This window comes from Pantoea sp. ANP04 (assembly GCF_041982285.1).
GTDB classification, from domain to species: domain Bacteria; phylum Pseudomonadota; class Gammaproteobacteria; order Enterobacterales; family Enterobacteriaceae; genus Pantoea; species Pantoea eucalypti.
In genome coordinates this window covers 106639-124703 of record NZ_JAUTYS010000004.1, presented here as the reverse complement: position 1 = coordinate 124703, position 18065 = coordinate 106639, and the positions used below count along the sequence as shown (strand labels likewise).

Genomic DNA, 18065 nt, shown 5'->3' with positions numbered 1-18065 from the left:
CGTCAGACTGGTAAAAAAACACAAGGAGAATACTATGCTGACCCAACCTGCTGATAAATATCGTGCCTCTCCGGTCGTGTCTCTGCCCGATCGCCAGTGGCCTTCACGCCAGCTCACCCAGGCCCCGCGCTGGCTCTCCACCGATTTGCGTGACGGCAATCAGGCGCTGGCAGAACCGATGGATCGGGAGCGGAAGATGGCATTCTGGGATCTGCTGCTGCGCTGCGGGTTCCGCGAAATTGAGGTCGCCTTTCCCTCGGCGTCACAAACGGATTTCGATTTTGTGCGCGACCTGATTGAGCAGCAACGCATCCCGGCGGACGTGACGTTACAGGTGCTGACTCAGGCACGCGAGGATCTGATTACCCGCACGTTTGCGTCATTACAGGGTGTTCCGCGTGCCATCGTTCATCTCTACAACGCCACCGCGCCGCTGTTCCGCGAGCGGGTATTTAAACAGAGCAAAGCGGAAATCGTAGAGCTGGCCATCGCGGGCGCATGCCAGATCCGCGCGGAATGCGAGGCGCAACCCGGGACTGACTGGACCTTTGAATATTCGCCTGAGACCTTCTGCTTTACCGAGCCGGAGTTTGTGCTGGAGATTTGCGAGGCGGTAGCCGATGTCTGGCAGCCTGACGCGCAGCGGCCGATGATTATTAATCTGCCCGCCACGGTGGAGGTGAACACACCCAATGTCTATGCCGATCAGATTGAATTTTTCTGCCGTCACTTCAGCCGTCGTGACGCCGTCTGTATCAGCGTGCATCCGCACAACGATCGCGGCACCGGGGTTGCCTGTGCCGAACTGGCCCTGCTGGCGGGCGCTGACCGGGTGGAGGGCTGCCTGTTTGGTAACGGTGAGCGCACTGGCAATGTGGACCTGGTGACGCTGGCGCTGAATCTCTATACCCAGGGCATTTCGCCCCAGCTCGATTTCAGCCAGATGCATGAGGTGATTGAGGTGGTGACATGCTGCAACCAGTTGCCGGTTCATCCCCGTCATCCCTATGCGGGTGAACTGGTCTTTACTGCCTTCTCGGGTTCTCATCAGGATGCGATTAAAAAAGGGTTCGCCATCCGCGCCGAACGGCAGGAGAAAGCGTGGCAGATGCCCTACCTGCCGCTGGATCCAGCCGACATTGGCTGCAGCTATGAGGCGGTGATCCGTGTGAACAGCCAGTCGGGAAAAAGCGGTGCGGCCTGGCTGCTGGAGCAGAATCATGGATTACAAATGCCACGTTCGCTGCAGCAGGATTTCAGCCGCTGTGTTCAGCATGAGACAGACCGGCACGGTGGCGAGATGACGCACTACGCGCTGTGGCAGCTCTTCTGCCATCAGTATGGTGTCACACAGCCCATGGTGGCGTTACAGCGGGCTGACAGCCAGAGTGACAGCGGCGGGCAGACGCAGATCAGCGCCAGCGTAGTGGTTCAGGACCGCTCACTGACACTGACCGGCAGCGGCAATGGCTGGCTTTCTGCGGCGGTGAATGCCCTGCGCAGCGCGTTTGATTTGCATCTGACCATTGAGGACTATCACGAGCACACGCTGGGACGGCGCAGTGACAGCCGCTCGGTGGCCTATATCAGCTGCGTGGATGTCCGTGGTGTGCGGGCCTGGGGAGTGAGTATTGATAACGACACGGCCCGTGCCGCATTGCAGGCGCTGCTCAGCGCGGCAGGCCAGTTTCTAGAGGGGGAAAATAGTCCGTGGGCGCAACGCCCAGCAGACGACGAAACATCGCACTAAACGCACTGGGGCTTTCATAGCCCAGCTCCAGTGCCACCCGCAGCACGGAGTCGCCCTGCGCCAGTCGCGTCAGGGCGATGGCCAGACGGGCGCGCCGCACCCAGTCACTGAACTGCAGGCCAGTTTCGCGCATGAAATGACGGGCCAGGGTGCGGCCCGAAACGTTAAGTTGGGCGCTGGCGCGCAGCAGCGTCCAGTTTTCACCGGGTGTCTGCTTGATCTGCTCGCACAGCGCCTGTAAACGGGGGCTGTTGGGTGTCGGCAGTGCAAAAGGCAGCACATCCATGCCGCGAATCTCATCCAGAATTAACTCCATCACCCGCTCAGCCCGGCTCCCGGCGCTGTAGTGCTCCGGCAGGCTGAGGGCCGTGACGATTAACTCACGCAGCAGCGACGAGATCTGTACCACCTGACAACTGGCGGGCAGATCGGCGCGCGCCAGTGGGTCGATAAACAGGGTACGTGCCGCCACGCTGCCGGTAATCTGCAGCGCATGGCGGGTAAAAGCCGGGAGCCAGACGCCGCGACTCGGCGGCACAACCCAGCTGCCAAACTCTGTCTCGACCCGCACCACGCCGCTCAGAGTATGGATCAGCTGGGCGCAGGCGTGATGATGCCAGGGTTCGCTGGCCCCGTGCAGGTAGTCGTGCGCCAGCGGCACCAGCGGGCGCGTACTGAAGTCAAAATGCTGCTGACTCATTGCGCCTTCAGGTAGCGGTAGATGACCGCCAGATCCTCTTCGCCGTGTCCGGCATCTACCGCCTGCTGCCAGAACTGCGCGATGTTCTCCAGCGCCGGTAATGGCGTTTCTGCCGCATCCAGCGCCAGGCGGGCATCTTTGAGCGCCCAGATCAGATGCATCTGCGGTGTATAGTCGTCGCTGGCGATCATCCCAAGCTTCATTTTCGCATAAGGCGCAGCCAGTGGACCGCCCTCCAGCACCTGCCAGAGATCGTCGGTGGAAAAGCCGAACTGCCCGGCCAGTTGGGTACTCTCCGCCAGGCTCTGCATCATGCCGATCAGCCAGCTGTTGATGACCAGTTTCATGCGGCTGCTCTTGCCCGCCTCACCCAGCCACTTTGTCCCTTTACTGATGGCGGCAAACACCGTTTCTGCCGCCTGCGCCCGGCTCTGATCGCCGCTGGCCAGCACCAGAATCTGTGCGTTCTCTGCGGGCGCTTTTGTGCCGGAGACCGGTGCGTCGATCAGTAAAAGATCGGGCCGTTTTTCTGCGAAAAAGGCGATTAGCGCGTCGGTTTTCTCGATGCCAATGGTACCCATCTGGCACAGCGTCGCGCCCTGCTTAAACGCCTCTTTCGCCTGATGCAGCACCTGCTCGGTGGTGTCGCCATCGGAGAGCATGGCAATCACCACATCCGCCTGGCGCACCGCCTCTTCCGGCGAGTCAGCCAGCTGTAAACCGGCCTCCAGCAGATCCTCACCGCGTGCGCGGGTACGGTTCCAGCCGTGTACGCGAAAGCCTTTTTTCAGCAGGTTGGCGGCAAATGCGTGCCCCATTGCGCCTAATCCCAGAACCGCCACTTCAGGTTGTTGCATGTTGACTCCCCTGGTTTATCTGTCTGTATCCGACCCTGTCGGATGATTTATCACGGAAAAGCTGAATTCCAGCCTGGCGGTAAACCGAAAAAAAATCCAGCCCGAAACGGTGTACCCCATCGCATCAAACCCTTACCACACGCGGCGATTGTTCCACCTGATTCATTTACGCTTCTTTTTTAGGCCTCTGATAATGAAAATAATCTCTCTGCGTCAGGCGACGCTGCTGATGTTGCCTGCCATTTTGCCGCTGCCGCTGCTGGCGGCAGATAATCAAAATACGCTGGTCGTAACGGCCGCGCCGCCGGAAACGGGCCTTAACGAACTCGACACGCCTGCCGCCCTGAGTGTGGTCAGCGGCGACGATATGCGTCAGGCAGCACCGCGCGTTAATCTGTCGGAAAACCTCAGCAGCGTGCCGGGTCTGCAGATCCAGAACAGGCAGAATTACGCACAGGACCTGCAGCTGTCGATGCGTGGCTTCGGCTCCCGTTCAACCTACGGCGTGCGCGGTCTGCGCATCTACGTGGATGGCATCCCGGCCACCATGCCGGATGGGCAGGCACAAACCTCCAATATTGATATCGGCTCAATTGATCATGTCGAAGTGCTGCGCGGCCCCTTTTCTGCGCTGTATGGCAATGCCTCGGGCGGCGTGATCAACGTGACGACCCAGCAGGGACAGCAGCCAACCACGCTTGAAGCCAGCAACTGGTACGGCAGTTATGGCAGCTGGCGCAACAGCGTCAAAGCCAGTGGTGCGACCGGTGACGGCAGCCACGCCGGGGATGTGAACTACACGGTCTCCGCCTCCCGCTTCACCACTCACGGCTATCGCGATCACAGTGCTGCCCAAAAGAACCTCGGCAATGCCCGGCTGGGCGTGCGAATCGATGATGTCAGTACCCTGACGCTGCTGTTTAACAGCGTTCACATTGATGCACAGGATCCTGGCGGTTTAACCGAAGCGCAATGGCGTGACAATCCGCGTCAGGTGGTGAGTAACGTTTCGCTCTATAACACCCGTAAAACGGTGGATCAGACTCAGGGTGGCCTGCGTTATCAGCGCCAGATGAGTGAAAACGACGACCTCAGCGTGATGCTCTATGCCGGGATGCGCGAAACCACGCAGTTCCAGTCAATTCCTGCCGCTGTTCAGCGCACTCCGTCTCATCCGGGTGGCGTCATCGCCCTGACCCGCCACTATCAGGGCGTCGATACCCGCTGGACCCATCGCGACACGCTGCTGTCGATTCCGGTGGCCGTGACCGGTGGCCTCGACTACGAAACCATGACCGAGCGCCGCAAGGGTTATGAGAATTTCACGGTCAGCAACGGCGTGACGCAGTTGGGTGAACAGGGCAATCTGCGCCGCAATGAACGCAATCTGATGTGGACGCTTGATCCTTATCTGCAGACGGCCTGGCAGCTGACCGATAAGCTGTCGCTGGATGCCGGCGTGCGCTTCAGCACCGTAAACTTTGACTCCAATGACTTCTATATCCGGCCTGGTAACGGTGACGACAGCGGTGAGGCGCGCTATCACAAATGGCTGCCCGCTGCGGCGCTGAAATATGCCTTTGACCCGGGCTGGAATGCCTATGTTTCTGCCGGTCGCGGCTTTGAAACTCCGACCATTAATGAGCTGTCTTACCGTTCAGATGACGCGACGGGCCTGAATCTGGGCCTGAAACCGGCCACCAGCGACACGCTGGAGATCGGCAGCAAAAAACGCATCGGCAATGGCCTGGTCAGCGCGGCGCTGTTCCAGACCGACACCCGTGATGAGATTGTGGCGGATGCCAGCAGCGGCGGCCGCACGACCTATAAAAATGCCGGTCAGACCCGTCGTCGCGGTCTGGAGTTAAGCCTGGATCAACAGTTCGCCTGGGACTGGCGGCTGAAGATGGCCTATACGCTGCTGGATGCGCGCTACCGCAGCAACGCCTGTGGCAGCGACAGCTGTGACGGCAATCGCATCCCTGGCATCGCCCGCAACATGGCCTATGCCGGACTCGGCTATCTGCCGGAACAGGGATTTTACGCAGGCAGTGAGGTTCGCTATCTGAGCCAGATCGCCGCTGAAGATCAGAACAACGTGAATACCCCGTCCTACACCGTGGCGGCGGTGAACAGTGGCTATAAGTGGCTGGTTGAGAACTGGACGCTGGATCTGTTTGGCCGGGTCGATAACCTGTTTGACCGGCACTATGTGGGTTCAGTGATTGTGAATGAGAGTAATGGTCGCTACTTCGAGTCAGCACCAGGCCGTAACTACAGTGTCGGTTTAACGCTGGGTTACGCCTTCCGCTAAAAGCATCCGGGCCACCCTGGCGGTGGCCCGGATCTACTCGCTAATCAGCCGCGTGTTTTCAACTGCGCCTTAATATCCTCACAGCTGCCGGTTTCACCCAGACGCGGGAAGATCAATTTTACGCTGTTGTTGTGGGTATCCATGTTCAGATCGGTCATCGCATCCGTTGCTAACGTGACGTTGTAACCCAGCTCATACGCCTGACGCGCGGTCGATTCCACGCCGATGCTGGTCGCAATACCGCAAATCACCACCTGAGTGATGCCGCGCTGTTGCAGCTCATCGTGCAGTGACGTGGCATGAAAAGCGCCCCAGGTTTTTTTGGTGACGGTGAGATCATTCTGCTGCGGGGTCATCGCCGGAACCAGCGTCGCCCAGTCGGCAGGGAATTCGCCGCTGTGACGCGCCTGCTCGTTGCGGCCTGGCGCTCCACCGGCCACGTTAACCAGCACGACCGGCAGATCGTGTGCGCGAAACGCTTCGGCCAGATCGGCACAACGTTCGATCACTGGCTGCGGTTCGTGAACCAGCGGCAGCGCCACAATGCCATGTTGCAGGTCGATAACAATCAGCGCAGTTTTTGCATCAAGTGTGGTGACAGCCATGTTGAATCCTCGGGGTTAATCGTCAGTAAGTCGTTGCAATAGAGGGAGAATGTCGGTCAGCTGCTGCTGTTCTGCCGGGCTAAGCCGCGCATCCAGCGTCCGGACCAGCCAGTCATCGCGCATCGCGCGACTTGAGCTAATCACCGCGAGGCTTGATTCGGTGGGCCGATAGCGGGTTTTACGACCATCGTGGGGATCCGGCTCGCCGGTCACCAGTTCTGCCGCCACCAGCCCAGCGACAGTTGTGCCCATTGACTGAGTACGTACGCCCTCGGCAGCCGCCAGTTGCGTTACCGTCATTGACCCGTCGCGCACCAGATGGCCTAACACCGCCACCTGCGACCAGGTGAGTTCGCCAGGCGGTGCCGACTCGCGTAACCGGCGGCCCAGTTTGCCTGCCAGCATCCGCAGCATGGCAGCAGATTCAGTGAGATCGCTCATTACTGGTCTCCATCGATAAGCGAAAGTATAAAGATAGGAAGGTAAACTGTGTAGTTTGCTGCGGTATCAATTTGTAACGTCCGGGCGTTGCAGGTAGTGAATCAGACTGTGGAAGCGCAGCAGTGTGCTGAGCGGGTTCCGGTAGCTGTGCGGCACGTCGGCCCTGAACTGAAAGGCTTCACCGGTAAGCAGACGCCGCCAGACATCCCCGACACCCAGCAGCAGTTCACCTTCAATCACCACTACCTGCTCCACGCAGCCTGCTTCATGGGGCGAAGAATGACTCTGCGCGCCCGCTGCCAGCTCCACTGCCAGCAGATCAAATCGGAGGTGTGGATCGTAAGGCAGCAGCGAGCGCACGGACATTTCGGCATTAGTCTGACTGAATCCTGTCGCTGTGCCGGGAGGTAGTGCGCTGCCGTCGATAAAAAAGGAAAAAGGCACGTTAAAACCGGTGGCGATCTTCCATAGTGTCGCCACAGTGGGACTCGATTCACCACGCTCAATCTGCCCCAGCATCGCTTTACTGACGCCGGTTCGCTCCGCCGTGAGTGTCAGGCTCCAGCCATTGGCCTGGCGCAACTGTCTGAGCGCGCCGCTCAGGTGTTGCTGAAAATCTGCCATTTTCTCTCCTGAATTCCGGTCACGGGTCTATGACACCAGGGTAATAGTGTAACACTTGTGCGTTATAGCGCATCATGCGACTATGTGCGCTATAACGCACAACCTTACTGAGAGTCTGATCATGACGAGAGCGGAATCGTCCCGTTTTACCCTGCCGATGCTGGTCTCGGGTTTTGTTGCTGTGCTGGTGGGCTACAGCAGCAGCGGCGCAATCATCTATCAGATGTTTCAGGCGGCAGGTGCCTCGCCCGCACAGATTGGGGGCTGGCTGTCAGTGCTGGGCCTCGCGCAGGGAATTGTCTCAATAGGGCTGTCATTGCGTTATCGCATGCCGGTGCTGGCCGCCTGGTCCACGCCGGGCGCCGCACTGCTGGCGACCAGTTTCCACGGCATTTCGCTGAATGAGGCGGTTGGCGTCTTTGTTTTCGCCAACCTGCTGATTGTCGTGTCGGGTGTGACGGGTCTGTTTGCCCGGCTGATGAACCACATTCCCGCTTCACTGGCAGCGGCGATGCTGGCGGGTATTCTGCTGCGCTTCGGACTTCAGACCTTTGCCGATTTACAGAGCAATTTTGTGCTGTGCGGCAGCATGTGCCTGGCCTGGCTGCTGGCGCGTCGCTGGCTTACCCGCTATGCCATTCTGGTGACGCTGCTGGTGGGCGTTGTGATTGCGCTGGCGCAGCACGCCATCCACTTTCCGCAGCAGTCGATTATGCTGGCTCTGCCGGAGCCGGTGATGCCGCACTTTACCCTGGCCACGCTGCTGGGGATGGGCGTGCCCTACTTCCTGGTGACAATGGCCTCGCAGAATGCCCCCGGCATCGCCACATTACAGGCGCACGGCTACCGACCGCCGGTCTCGTCACTGATGAGCTGGACAGGATTGACTGGCCTGCTGCTGTCGCCGTTTGGGGGCTTTTCGGTCTGCGTGGCGGCGATTACAGCGGCGATCTGCATGAGCGATGAGGTCGACGAAAATCCTCAGCAGCGCTGGCGGGCGGCGGTGCTGGCCGGCATATTTTATTTGCTGGCGGGCGTGTCCGGTGCGCTCATTGCCGTGCTGTTCAGTGCGCTGCCTGCGGTGCTGATCGAGGCGCTGGCGGGTCTGGCACTCCTGGCAACGCTGGGCGGCAGCCTGCATCGCGCACTCGATGTGCCTGCCGAACGAGACAGCGCGTTAGTGACTTTTTTGATCACGGCGTCGGGTGTTTCGCTGCTGGGTATTGGTCCGGCATTTTGGGGACTGGCAGGCGGCATCATCGCTCACCTGGTGCTGGTGCGCAGAACCGTCTGATGACGTGATACCCGCTGAAATATCGGTTATTTTTCCACCCGCCGATGAAAAAAACACTGGATTTACCTCCTTTTCTGCCGTTTGATTTGTCATTGCCCCGCGTAAAATCAACCTAATCGTCGATAACACGCGATTTTCTGCCTCAGACAACGACCGATAAGGGCCCAACAGGTGGCAAAAACTATTCTGCGCAGCGGTAATCTGGATGCGGTTCTGGCGTTAGGTGAAAATGGCCAGCCGGTCTTCGCCTCCGCACTGCAAATTCGTGAAACCCTGCGTCTGCGCCGTCAGGGCGCACTGGCAGATTGCCTGGCGATACCCCAGGCTAATGATCGGGGCGATCGCCTCGACTGGTATTCCCCTATTAACGGCCGGGTGAAATCCTGGCTGGGCGCCAGCGATCATGAACGTCGCGCCGCACTGCAGCAGCTTACCGCCTGTCAGCAGGATATGCAGGCACTCAGTACGCGCGCGCGCGCGGCAGAGAACCCGTCGATGCGCCTGTTTGGTGCCCTGCTGAGCAAAACCCTGCAATTCCCCGACCAGCAGTATGTCTATCTGGTTGATGGTAAACCGGTTATCACCTTCTGGGGCTTTGTCGATGCCCAGGCACGCAGTCGTGATGATGCACTGGCCTGCCTGCGTGAGACGCTGGATGAAAACCTGCCGGCTACACTGGTTGAACCGCTGCCTGAGCTGCCTGCCACGCCCGTGGTCGCTGAGCCGATCATTATCGCTGAGCCCGAACCTGAACCCGAAGCGGCGGCTGAACCGCTGCCGGTTGTGGTGCCTGCAGAACCTCAGCCAGCCGCGCCTGTAGCGGCTCGCCGCCCTTTCCGCATCTGGTATCTGTTACCGCCCGTGGCGATTGCCGCTGCCGTGACGGTGGCCGTGCTGCTGCATAAGCCTGAGCCTGTGGTTACACCGGTTGCGACAACGAAGCCAGCCACAGCGACGATTACAACGCCAGCACCGGTATCTACTCCAACACCGGTTGCGAGTCAGGCACCAGTTGCGGCAACACCGTCTGCTGAGACGCCTCCTGCGGAGACAGTAACGGCCGAGAAACCACCCGAGTCGCGGCCTCAGGTCCCGGCAAACGCGGGCACCACCGACGCCGCGCCTGCTGCCTCATCTGCTACCCTTGCCAGTGTGGTAACGCCGCCGGTGCCAGCTAAAGCTGATGATCTGATTGTAACGCCGGACGCCGTGCGTGAAGGCCAGGTACAGGTGATTGATGGCCGCTGGCGGGTCACTATCGACCAGATGCAAACGCCAACCGGTAAGCCGCCTGTGATGCGCTTCCAGTTTAAAAATGGCAAAGGCAGCGTGCAGGTCGCTCAGGGTAATACCACCTGTAAAGCCGATGTCAGCGCCGCCATGACCAGCGCGGGTAACCTGGTTATTGAGAGCCGCTATACGGCGAAGTGCCAGAACAATTCGCGCTACCGTATGCCGCTGCTGGTCTGCCATGCGAGTATAGGCGCCGCTGTGTGTGAAGCGCAGTATGCTGAAGACCGGGTTTTCCCGATGACGATTAAGCGTGAGAGTAAATAACGATGCTGGCTCCCCTGATCGATGACAAACAAAAAATTACGCTGATTGAAAACAGCGGTGTGCAGTTTCTGGATTTTGGCCTGCAACTCTCCGATACCCCGGCGCGCCGCCAGTTTGTGCGCCAGACCGCCAATGGCCCGCTGCTGCGCCTGAAGGTCGATGGCAACAGCGGTAAGTTTCTGCTCTATCCGGAAGATGGGGGTGCCGCTGAAGTGGTGCGCCCGGAGTCCGATATCGCCCTGGCAGACTCCCTGACCCTGCTGTCAGCCTGCTGGCTGCCCTTGCCGATGCTGCGCTGTGCCAGCGGACGTCGCTTTATTGGTGGCCCTGAAAACTGGGCGCGGATGCGCCTGGTTGCCCTGCCCACTCCTGATGCGGCGGGCAATACCCATCGCGTCAGCCTGGCTTTCGACACCCGCTGCGTGGCGGAACAGGACGGTGGCGAGCAGCTCGGCCTGAGCCCTGCTGATGCACAAAATGGCGTGACCTTTGCGCTCGCCTGGCACAACTACGAGCTGGGCGAATTTCTTGATCTGACCTGGGTTGACGGCTGGCTGCGCGAATCCTTTACCGACCGCGTGTCCGATCGCCGCGAACAGGCGATTAATCAGGCACTGCGCGAGTTTGAGTATCAGGCGCACTACCTCAATCTGCTGGAGCTGCTGGGCGAACAGCTCGACCTCAGCGAAATTCACATTCAGGCCGCTACATTGCAGACCCCCGCGGTCAATGTCGATATCATTCTGGATGTCGGCAACTCCCATACCTGCGGCGTTCTGGTGGAAGATCACCCGGAAGAGAGCAACGGCCTGAAGCAGACCTATGAGCTGCAGCTGCGCGATCTCTCCGAGCCGCATCAGGTTTATAACGAGCTGTTTGACAGCCGTCTGGAGTTTGCCGAAACCCGTTTTGGTAAAGCGAATTTCTCGCTGGAAAGCGGTCGTGAACAGGCCTTTATGTGGCCGTCTCTGACGCGCGTTGGACGTGAAGCAAGCCGTCTGGCCCTGCAGCGTGTGGGACTGGAAGGCAGCACCGGCCTCTCCAGCCCGCGCCGCTATCTGTGGGATGAAGCGCGCTATCAGCCAGGCTGGCGCTTTAACACCCCTGGCGATCAGGCTGAACCGCTGGCCTACGCCGCACCCTTTACCACATTGCTGAACGACGAAGGCCAGCCGCTCTCTACGCTGGCACCGGACGATCGTCTGCCGGTCTTTTCGCCGCACTACAGCCGCAGTTCGCTAATGACCTTTATGCTGTGTGAGCTGCTGGCTCAGGCGCTGATGCAGATGAACAGCGCGGCACAGCGTCAGCGCATGCCACAGAGCCACGCGCCGCGTCAGCTGCGCCATGTGATCCTGACGCTGCCATCGGCGATGCCAAAGCCGGAGCGTGAAATTTTCCGCCGCCGGATGCAGGAAGCGCTGGCGCTGGTCTGGAAAGCGGAAGGCTGGCTGGCGGACGAAGATGAATTTACCCCCTCGCTGTCGCGTCAGACCCCGAAACCGCTGCCGGATGTGCAGATGGAGTGGGATGAAGCGACCTGTGGTCAGATGGTCTGGCTGTTCAATGAAACCCAGGTCAACTTTGCCGGTCGTGCCGAAGACTTCTTCAGCAGCATGGCGCGTCCGGACCGTCCGCGTGAGGCCGACGAACTGCCAGGAAAAAGCCTGCGTATCGCCTCGATTGATATCGGCGGCGGCACCACTGACCTCGCCATCACCCAGTATCGTCTGGACGATGGTCAGGGCAACAATGTCAAAATCACCCCGCGCCTGCTGTTCCGCGAAGGCTTTAAAGTGGCAGGCGACGATATCCTGCTGGATGTGATTCAGCTGTGGATTTTACCGGCGCTGCAGCAGCATCTTCAGAAAGCAGGTCTGACGCTGGCAGAACCGCTGATGAACAAGCTGTTTGGTCACGACAGCCGCATGGACGGTCAGGCGACACTGCGTCAGCAGGTCACCTTACAGCTGTTTATTCCGCTGGCGCAGGCAGTGCTGGAGCGTTACGAAAACTGGGATCCGCTGGAAAGTCACGCCGAGATCAACGCGCTGTTTGGCGAGCTGGTCGATCAGCCTCCGGGCGACGCGGTGCTGGCGTTTGTTAACGGTGAAATTCAGCGCGAACTGGGTGGCAATAGCCGTTTTGACCTGCTGCAGGTGCCGCTGGTGGTCAGTCTGGCCCAGTTGCATGGCGAATTTATGCAGCACCGGATGGCAATTATTCCGGCGCTGCGCTCAATGTGTGAAGTGGTGTCGCTCTATCAGTGCGACGTGCTGCTGCTGACCGGTCGCCCGTCGCGCTTCCCGGGTATTCAGGCGCTGGTCCGTCATCTGCAGCCGCTGCCGGGCAGCCGTATTCTGTCGCTGGAAGGCTATCACACCAGCGACTGGTATCCGTTTAACAAACATGGGCGCATCGACAACCCGAAATCCACAGCGGCAGTCGGCGCGATGCTCTGTCTGCTGGCGCTGGATCTCCGCCTCAGCAGCTTCTGGTTCCGCGCGGGCGATTTTGAACCCTATTCGACCATTCGCTATCTTGGCATGCTTGACGAAAACCAGGCGCTAACGGATGAGAACCTGTGCTACAGCGAAATTGACCTCGACAATCCTGGCTATGCGCTGGATAAAAAAAGCAGTTTCCGTATTCGTGGTAACGTCTGTCTCGGCTTCCGTCAGCTTGATAACGAGCGCTGGCCCGCCTCGCCGCTCTATAGCCTGACGCTGAACGACACCACGCTGGCGCGTAAGGTGGCCGGTGAGAGCGTGCTGCGCATCAAACTGGCCGTAAAAGCCGGCCCCGATGCCTCCGGCCCGGAAACCCTGGTGCTGAGCGATGCGCGCCTGGATGATGGCACCCGCGTGCCGCTGGAGCAGTTAAGTCTGAAGTTGAATACCCTGTCGGCGACCGGCAATGCCAATGCGCAATACTGGATTGACAGCGGGAGCGTGTGTAAACGATGAAAGCTTTGAAACCTCGTCAGCCGCAAACGCTGGCAAAACGCCTTAGCCTGCTGCAGGACGCCCTGAATAACAGCCTGACGTGGATTGAAACTACCCGCGAGCAGTCGCCACGACTGGCGCTGGAAGCCGAAACCCTGACGCTGCAGCTGCGTCAGGCGCGCGTACAGGCGCAGGCACTGGCGCAGCAGGTCGCACGTCCGGTGACGCTGGCACTGTTTGGACAGTCACAGGCGGGCAAAGCCTGGCTGCTGAACGAAATGGTGGCTGATGCGCAGGGCCAGCTCGTGACCCGCATGGGCGATAAACAGCTGAGCTGGTTTCAGCACATCAATCCCGGCAATCTCGACTTTGCTACCGCGACCCGTTTCAGCCATCAGCGCGAGCCGCTCTCAAATGAGTGGCCGGTTGAACTGACGCTGCTGAGCGAAGCGGAGATTGTGCGGCTGATGGTCGCGTGTGCCGGAGAGACGTCGCCTGACACCGCGCAGATTGACAGCGCACTGCAGCGCCTGCAGCGTCATCGCCTCGCTACGCCGCTGGCCGGTCTTGACGGTGATGCACTGGTCACGCTCTGGTCCTGGTGCCGTCGTCGTTCACACCACGATGTGCGGCTGGACCGTCATTTCTGGCCGCAGGCGGTTGAGCTGGCGCCGTGGCTCAGCGTTGACGACCGGGTGCAGCTCTTTTCTCTGCTGTGGCCAGCTCAGCCGGAACTGAACGAGATGCTGCGCAGCCTGCTGCATCTTCGTCATCAGCTGCGTAACAGCACCCGCGTAATCGCGCCACTGAGCCTGCTGACCGACACCTCGCTGCTGCCGGCTGAGCAGCTGATTGTGCCAGCCAGCGAGCAGGATCAGCAGCAGCTGGTCGAAGTCTGCCCGCTGAACGGTAACCGCATCGGCAAGGCGCAGAACGTTCCGCTGGGATTACTGGCGCTGCTGACGCTGGAAGTGCTGGCGCCACTTAGTTCGACGCCGCGTACCGCCCTCTATGATGATGCCGACATGCTGGAGCTGCCCGCGCCGGGTCAGTCCGGTGATGCGGCCACCCAGGAAGATCGTCAGCGTCTGCAACAGCAGGATCCCCTGCGTGCGCAGCTGCTGGCGCAGAAACGCGCCCTGCTGCCTGGTCTTTATGCCGCGCGTCAGGCGATTGACCTGCTGCTGGTTTGTACCGCAGCCAGTCACCGTCAGGATGTGGATCTCGCCAGCGAAACGCTGCGCGAATGGCAGCGTCAGCAGCCCGCTCAGGAATCGGCAGAGAAACCGCGCCTGATCTGGGCGATTACCCCGTTCGATGCCCGTCATCAGCTGGTCAATGTGGATGAAGCGGTGCAGCGTCAGATGGGACAACCGGGTCAGCACTGGGGATCGATGCTGGCACTGGATCGTGCGGGAGTCGACCGCATGGCAAGCTGGTTACAGGATGAGATGCAGCCGGAAGCCCGCCGCGACCTGCTGCTGGCTCAGCTGGCGCAGATTCAGCACACCGTGGTAGAGCGGCGTTTACTGCCCTGGACCGAAGCGGGTGCCAGTCCGGAACAGGCGGCACGCAAACAGAACATCGCCGACACGCTGCTGAAGTGTTTGCAGCATCGTACTGGCCTGCATGGCGAACTTCTGGAACGCCTGCAGCCGCCGCGTGAGGCGCTGCGCCAGCTCTGGCTTAATCAGTCAGCATTACAGGGCAGCAAACCCGCGAACAGCCAGGCACCGGAAAATCAGTTCGGCATCGGGTTCGAATTTGACCTGTTCAGTGAAAGCCCGGCCGAAGCACCGGTTCAGCCGCGTCAGAGCCTGCAAAGCGCTCAGCAGTTCCCGCGTCAGGTGCTGCTGCTGTGGCTGGATCATCTGCGTCAGCTGCCGGAAAACCGCAGCCTGCTGGCGTTGCTCAACGTGGACAAGGCGACGATGGAGTGGCTGGTTGAAGAGTTAATCACGGCCGGTTTCCGTACCGATATCGCGCAGAAACTGCAGCAGGCGCTGCATGAACCCGATTCGCAGAGCGTCAGCCATGAATCACGCGCCGATCGTCAGGTGACGCGGGCGATGACGGTGCTGGGGGATTTTGTTGCCTGGCTCGGCTTTTTACAGCGCCCTGAAAGCGAACGCCCCGACAGCCGCGTTAACCGGGGTCAGGTGATATTCTCACGTCCTCCGGCGCCCAGCGTCAGCTTCAGTGCCGGTCAGCGTCTGACCAAACTCTCGGCTGCCCCGGCTAACCATACTGCCTATTATATCTACGACTGGCTGGTGGGGCTGAATCAGGTCATCATTGAGAACAATGGTTATACCGGCGGCGGCGATCTGCCACTGGCAGCCCGTGAAGCGCTGGTTGCCCTGCTCAGGCCACTGCGCGCTTAATCAATGATCAGGCGCAGTTCGCCCTCCAGCGACTGCGCCGCCTCTTCCAGCAGCGCCAGCACTGGCGCTAAATCGGCATGATGCGCAGCATAGTGCTGCAGCCAGACCGTAGCAGGCAGCGCCATCCCACCCGTCAGCCAGTCCCATAACGCATCCAGATTATGTCCGAACGTCTGCGGACAGCCGCTCTGATCAGCAAGCGCCTGATAAAAGGCCGCGCGCGTGGTGAGTTGACGCAGGTCAAAGGTCAGATTAAGCATGATCAGGGTACCTGTCTGAAGCTGCGGTAGTGATCGGTGGAGAGAAACACCAGCCCGTCAGAGGAGTAGACCAGACGATCGGCGTCGCGATGACCACAGCGATAATTCACATCCGCTTCATACCACTGACGACCTGCACGCGATGGCAGACGTTTTTCACGGTTGGTAAATCGATCGCCGCCGATAGCTTTTCCTGGCAGAACTTCGCACAGATTGCCTTTGGCTGGATTCCAGCCACGCTTACGCGCATCGCTTTTAGTGAGGTAGTAGTCCGGCAATTGCTGATGCTGCAGCACCCAGCGGGCCACGGTATGGGCATCGGTCAGGGTGGCGATATCCGCCTGGGCAGGTGTAGAACCCGTGTTCAGATAAGGTTTCAGGCCGTAGAAACAGGCCGCGAGGACAAGGAAAAGTCCAATCCAGAGTTTTTTTGACATGATGGCATCCGAGACAACAGGACGCAGATGATACCAGTTTTATGCACAGAGAAAAGCGCGGGCCAGACAAGCTGGCCCTGGCGAGGTTAAGCTGCGTGCGATTCCCCGCTGTGACGACGCCATGCACCCGGCGCGACACCATACTGACGTTTGAAACTGCGGTTAAAGGATTGCTGCGAGTCGAAACCTAACGAGATCGCCACATTGAGAATCGGCTCATCGGTGGTGGTCAGGCGATCGGCTGATTTTTTCAGCTTCTTAACGCGGATATATTCGCCCAATGGATAGCCGGTGTGCTCTTTGAACATACGCTGCAGGTGCCATTTGGAGTAACCCGCGCGCTCTGAAACAGTATCCAGATCCAGACGTGCTTCGATGTTGTTATCAATCCAGTCGATTAAATCGTGAATAAAGGCATCACTCATCATTCCAGTCTCTCCTGTCGCCGTGGCGAAAAGTATTAGTATCAGTTGCAGTTACACTTAAGGGTGGCTGACTATGCCATTTAATGCAAGTTTTATTAGTACATTAAATGCCGCACTCTTTGTAGGGTTTATGCTGATCTGTTCAGGTCTTCATCGCCCTGCCCTAAACCGCACATAAAGTGTATCTGTTATTCTTGCAGTTGCCAGCCCCGCAAGCCTACACTCACCGCGATTAATTGCAATCTTAAAAGTTGCAAATATTGGCCTGCAGGCCGCCTGTTTATATCTATCGCGGAATAACAACAATGATTACGAACCGGGTTCGTCAGGGTTTAACCCTCTTAGGGATGGTACTGCTCATCACTCAACTGAGCGGCTGCGACAAGGGTGTGGCGCAAAACGCCCCGCCGCCACCGCCTGAAGTGAGCGCCGCACCCGTGCTGATCAAGCCAGTCAGTCAGTGGGACAACTTCAATGGACGGGTGGAAGCAGTGCAAAGCGTGCAGTTGCGTCCGCGCGTCTCGGGCTACATCGACTCGGTTAACTATCGGGAAGGCGATGAAGTCAAAAAAGGTCAGGTGTTGTTTACCATTGATGACCGGAGTTACCGCGCGGCGCTGGAGCAGGCCAAAGCGGAACTGGCTCGTGCACGCAGCCAGGCGAGTCTGGCCCGCAGTGAGTCCGGCCGCAGCGAGAAGCTGATCGGCACACAGGCGATTTCCCGCGAAGCGTGGGAACAGCGTCGTTCTGCTGCCAGTCAGGCGCAGGCCGATGTGCTGGCCGCAGAAGCCGCGGTCGATATGGCGCAGCTTAACCTGGACTTTACCCGCGTCACCGCACCGATTGATGGTCGCGCCAGCCGCGCGCAGATCACCGCTGGTAACCTGGTCACCGCTGGCGACAGCGCCAGCGTGCTGACCACGCTGGTGTCGCAGCAGCAGATGTATGTCTACTTCGATGTCGATGAGAACACGTTCCTCAACTATCAGGCGATGGCGCGTCAGGGCCAGCAGCGTCATGCGTTGCCGGTCGAGATTGCGCTGGTTGGCGAACAGGGTTTTCCGCATCAGGGCAAAATCGATTTCACGGATAACCAGCTGACCGCCAGCACGGGCACTATTCGGATGCGCGCCCTGCTCGACAATCAACAGCGTCAGTTTACGCCGGGTCTGTTTGCCCGCGTGCGTCTGCCAGGCAGCGCGCAGTTCGAGGCGGTGCTGATCGATGATAAAGCGGTGTTAACCGACCAGGATCGGAAATATGTCTACGTGGTGGATGGAGAAGGCAAAGCGCAGCGGCGCGATATCCAGCCCGGCGCGATGATAGATGGCCTGCGTATTGTTAAGTCGGGTCTGCACGCCGGTGACAAGGTAATCATCGCCGGTCTGCAAAAAGTGTTTATGCCCGGCATGCCGGTCACTGCTCAGCAGGTCGCCATGCGTGCGGCAGCCGCTCAATAATTCGAGGCCGCT

Annotated in this window: 15 protein-coding genes; 7 read left to right on the top strand and 8 right to left on the bottom strand. The window is 59.4% G+C overall.

The genetic code is table 11. From position 1 onward, the window contains the following. Positions 1–34 precede the first annotated feature (34 nt). On the top strand, positions 35–1750 hold the full coding sequence (gene leuA / locus Q7C21_RS07400; protein WP_375150568.1) for a 2-isopropylmalate synthase: 1716 nt from the start codon (positions 35–37) through the stop codon (positions 1748–1750). On the opposite strand, the gene Q7C21_RS07395 is transcribed toward leuA, so the two are convergent. Both Q7C21_RS07395 and Q7C21_RS07390 read right to left on the bottom strand, forming a co-directional pair. Next, a complete protein-coding gene (locus Q7C21_RS07395) occupies positions 1671–2450 on the bottom strand; it encodes a helix-turn-helix transcriptional regulator (RefSeq protein WP_375150567.1) in 780 nt (259 codons plus the stop codon). The genes leuA and Q7C21_RS07395 overlap by 80 nt on opposite strands. Beyond that, positions 2447–3307: an NAD(P)-dependent oxidoreductase gene (locus Q7C21_RS07390; protein ID WP_375150566.1), complete on the bottom strand. Its 861-nt coding sequence runs from the start codon at positions 3305–3307 to the stop codon at positions 2447–2449. The genes Q7C21_RS07395 and Q7C21_RS07390 overlap by 4 nt, the downstream gene beginning before the upstream one ends. 193 nt (positions 3308–3500) lie before the next feature. Here Q7C21_RS07390 and pqqU point away from each other — a divergent pair, with 193 nt between their 5' ends. Continuing rightward, entirely contained in the window at positions 3501–5621 is a 2121-nt protein-coding gene (pqqU, locus tag Q7C21_RS07385; RefSeq protein ID WP_375150565.1) for a TonB-dependent receptor PqqU, read from the top strand. 44 nt (positions 5622–5665) lie between these two features. Here the strand turns inward: pqqU and Q7C21_RS07380 are convergent, their stop codons facing one another. The 3 genes from Q7C21_RS07380 to Q7C21_RS07370 form a co-directional block, all read right to left on the bottom strand. Next, positions 5666–6226, bottom strand: a complete 561-nt coding sequence (locus tag Q7C21_RS07380) for an isochorismatase family protein (RefSeq protein WP_375150564.1) — start codon at positions 6224–6226, stop codon at positions 5666–5668. A 15-nt stretch (positions 6227–6241) separates the two neighbouring features. Then, complete coding sequence (locus Q7C21_RS07375) at positions 6242–6667, bottom strand: MarR family winged helix-turn-helix transcriptional regulator (protein WP_375150563.1); 426 nt, start codon at positions 6665–6667, stop codon at positions 6242–6244. Between the two features lie 66 nt (positions 6668–6733). Next, on the bottom strand, positions 6734–7291 hold the full coding sequence (locus tag Q7C21_RS07370; protein WP_375150562.1) for a helix-turn-helix domain-containing protein: 558 nt from the start codon (positions 7289–7291) through the stop codon (positions 6734–6736). A 121-nt stretch (positions 7292–7412) separates the two neighbouring features. Here Q7C21_RS07370 and Q7C21_RS07365 point away from each other — a divergent pair, with 121 nt between their 5' ends. From Q7C21_RS07365 to Q7C21_RS07350, 4 genes are all read left to right on the top strand, one after another. Then, positions 7413–8585 carry a benzoate/H(+) symporter BenE family transporter gene (locus tag Q7C21_RS07365; protein ID WP_192377575.1) on the top strand — a complete coding sequence of 391 codons (1173 nt, stop codon included), beginning with the start codon at positions 7413–7415 and terminating at the stop codon, positions 8583–8585. Positions 8586–8756: 171 nt separating this feature from the next. Then, positions 8757–10142, top strand: a complete 1386-nt coding sequence (locus Q7C21_RS07360; protein WP_375150561.1) for an SrfA family protein — start codon at positions 8757–8759, stop codon at positions 10140–10142. Positions 10143–10144: 2 nt separating this feature from the next. Further along, entirely contained in the window at positions 10145–13108 is a 2964-nt protein-coding gene (locus Q7C21_RS07355; protein WP_039660289.1) for a virulence factor SrfB, read from the top strand. After that, positions 13105–15471: a virulence factor SrfC family protein gene (locus tag Q7C21_RS07350; protein WP_008926243.1), complete on the top strand. Its 2367-nt coding sequence runs from the start codon at positions 13105–13107 to the stop codon at positions 15469–15471. Before Q7C21_RS07355 ends, Q7C21_RS07350 begins: the two co-directional genes overlap by 4 nt. On the opposite strand, the gene Q7C21_RS07345 is transcribed toward Q7C21_RS07350, so the two are convergent. From Q7C21_RS07345 to Q7C21_RS07335, 3 genes are all read right to left on the bottom strand, one after another. Continuing rightward, entirely contained in the window at positions 15468–15731 is a 264-nt protein-coding gene (locus tag Q7C21_RS07345) for a barstar family protein (protein ID WP_286863612.1), read from the bottom strand. The genes Q7C21_RS07350 and Q7C21_RS07345 overlap by 4 nt on opposite strands. 2 nt (positions 15732–15733) lie before the next feature. Beyond that, the gene (locus Q7C21_RS07340; RefSeq protein WP_003853465.1) at positions 15734–16168 is read right to left on the bottom strand and encodes a ribonuclease domain-containing protein; all 435 of its coding nucleotides are present in this window, start codon (positions 16166–16168) and stop codon (positions 15734–15736) included. A gap of 86 nt (positions 16169–16254) precedes the next feature. Beyond that, positions 16255–16596, bottom strand: coding sequence for a helix-turn-helix domain-containing protein (locus Q7C21_RS07335; protein WP_003853463.1), 342 nt, complete (start codon positions 16594–16596; stop codon positions 16255–16257). A gap of 302 nt (positions 16597–16898) precedes the next feature. Between Q7C21_RS07335 and Q7C21_RS07330 the strand changes: the two genes are divergently transcribed. Further along, a complete protein-coding gene (locus tag Q7C21_RS07330; RefSeq protein ID WP_003853461.1) occupies positions 16899–18053 on the top strand; it encodes an efflux RND transporter periplasmic adaptor subunit in 1155 nt (384 codons plus the stop codon). Positions 18054–18065 lie beyond the last annotated feature (12 nt).

Bases quoted from the DNA above. Each gene is read 5' to 3' on its own strand.
- leuA (WP_375150568.1), top strand. From the start codon at position 35: ATGCTGACCCAACCTGCTGATAAATATCGTGCCTCTCCGGTCGTGTCT.
- Q7C21_RS07395 (WP_375150567.1), bottom strand. From the start codon at position 2,450: ATGAGTCAGCAGCATTTTGACTTCAGTACGCGCCCGCTGGTGCCGCTG.
- Q7C21_RS07390 (WP_375150566.1), bottom strand. From the start codon at position 3,307: ATGCAACAACCTGAAGTGGCGGTTCTGGGATTAGGCGCAATGGGGCAC.
- pqqU (WP_375150565.1), top strand. From the start codon at position 3,501: ATGAAAATAATCTCTCTGCGTCAGGCGACGCTGCTGATGTTGCCTGCC.
- Q7C21_RS07380 (WP_375150564.1), bottom strand. From the start codon at position 6,226: ATGGCTGTCACCACACTTGATGCAAAAACTGCGCTGATTGTTATCGAC.
- Q7C21_RS07375 (WP_375150563.1), bottom strand. From the start codon at position 6,667: ATGAGCGATCTCACTGAATCTGCTGCCATGCTGCGGATGCTGGCAGGC.
- Q7C21_RS07370 (WP_375150562.1), bottom strand. From the start codon at position 7,291: ATGGCAGATTTTCAGCAACACCTGAGCGGCGCGCTCAGACAGTTGCGC.
- Q7C21_RS07365 (WP_192377575.1), top strand. From the start codon at position 7,413: ATGACGAGAGCGGAATCGTCCCGTTTTACCCTGCCGATGCTGGTCTCG.
- Q7C21_RS07355 (WP_039660289.1), top strand. From the start codon at position 10,145: ATGCTGGCTCCCCTGATCGATGACAAACAAAAAATTACGCTGATTGAA.
- Q7C21_RS07350 (WP_008926243.1), top strand. From the start codon at position 13,105: ATGAAAGCTTTGAAACCTCGTCAGCCGCAAACGCTGGCAAAACGCCTT.
- Q7C21_RS07345 (WP_286863612.1), bottom strand. From the start codon at position 15,731: ATGCTTAATCTGACCTTTGACCTGCGTCAACTCACCACGCGCGCGGCC.
- Q7C21_RS07340 (WP_003853465.1), bottom strand. From the start codon at position 16,168: ATGTCAAAAAAACTCTGGATTGGACTTTTCCTTGTCCTCGCGGCCTGT.
- Q7C21_RS07335 (WP_003853463.1), bottom strand. From the start codon at position 16,596: ATGATGAGTGATGCCTTTATTCACGATTTAATCGACTGGATTGATAAC.
- Q7C21_RS07330 (WP_003853461.1), top strand. From the start codon at position 16,899: ATGATTACGAACCGGGTTCGTCAGGGTTTAACCCTCTTAGGGATGGTA.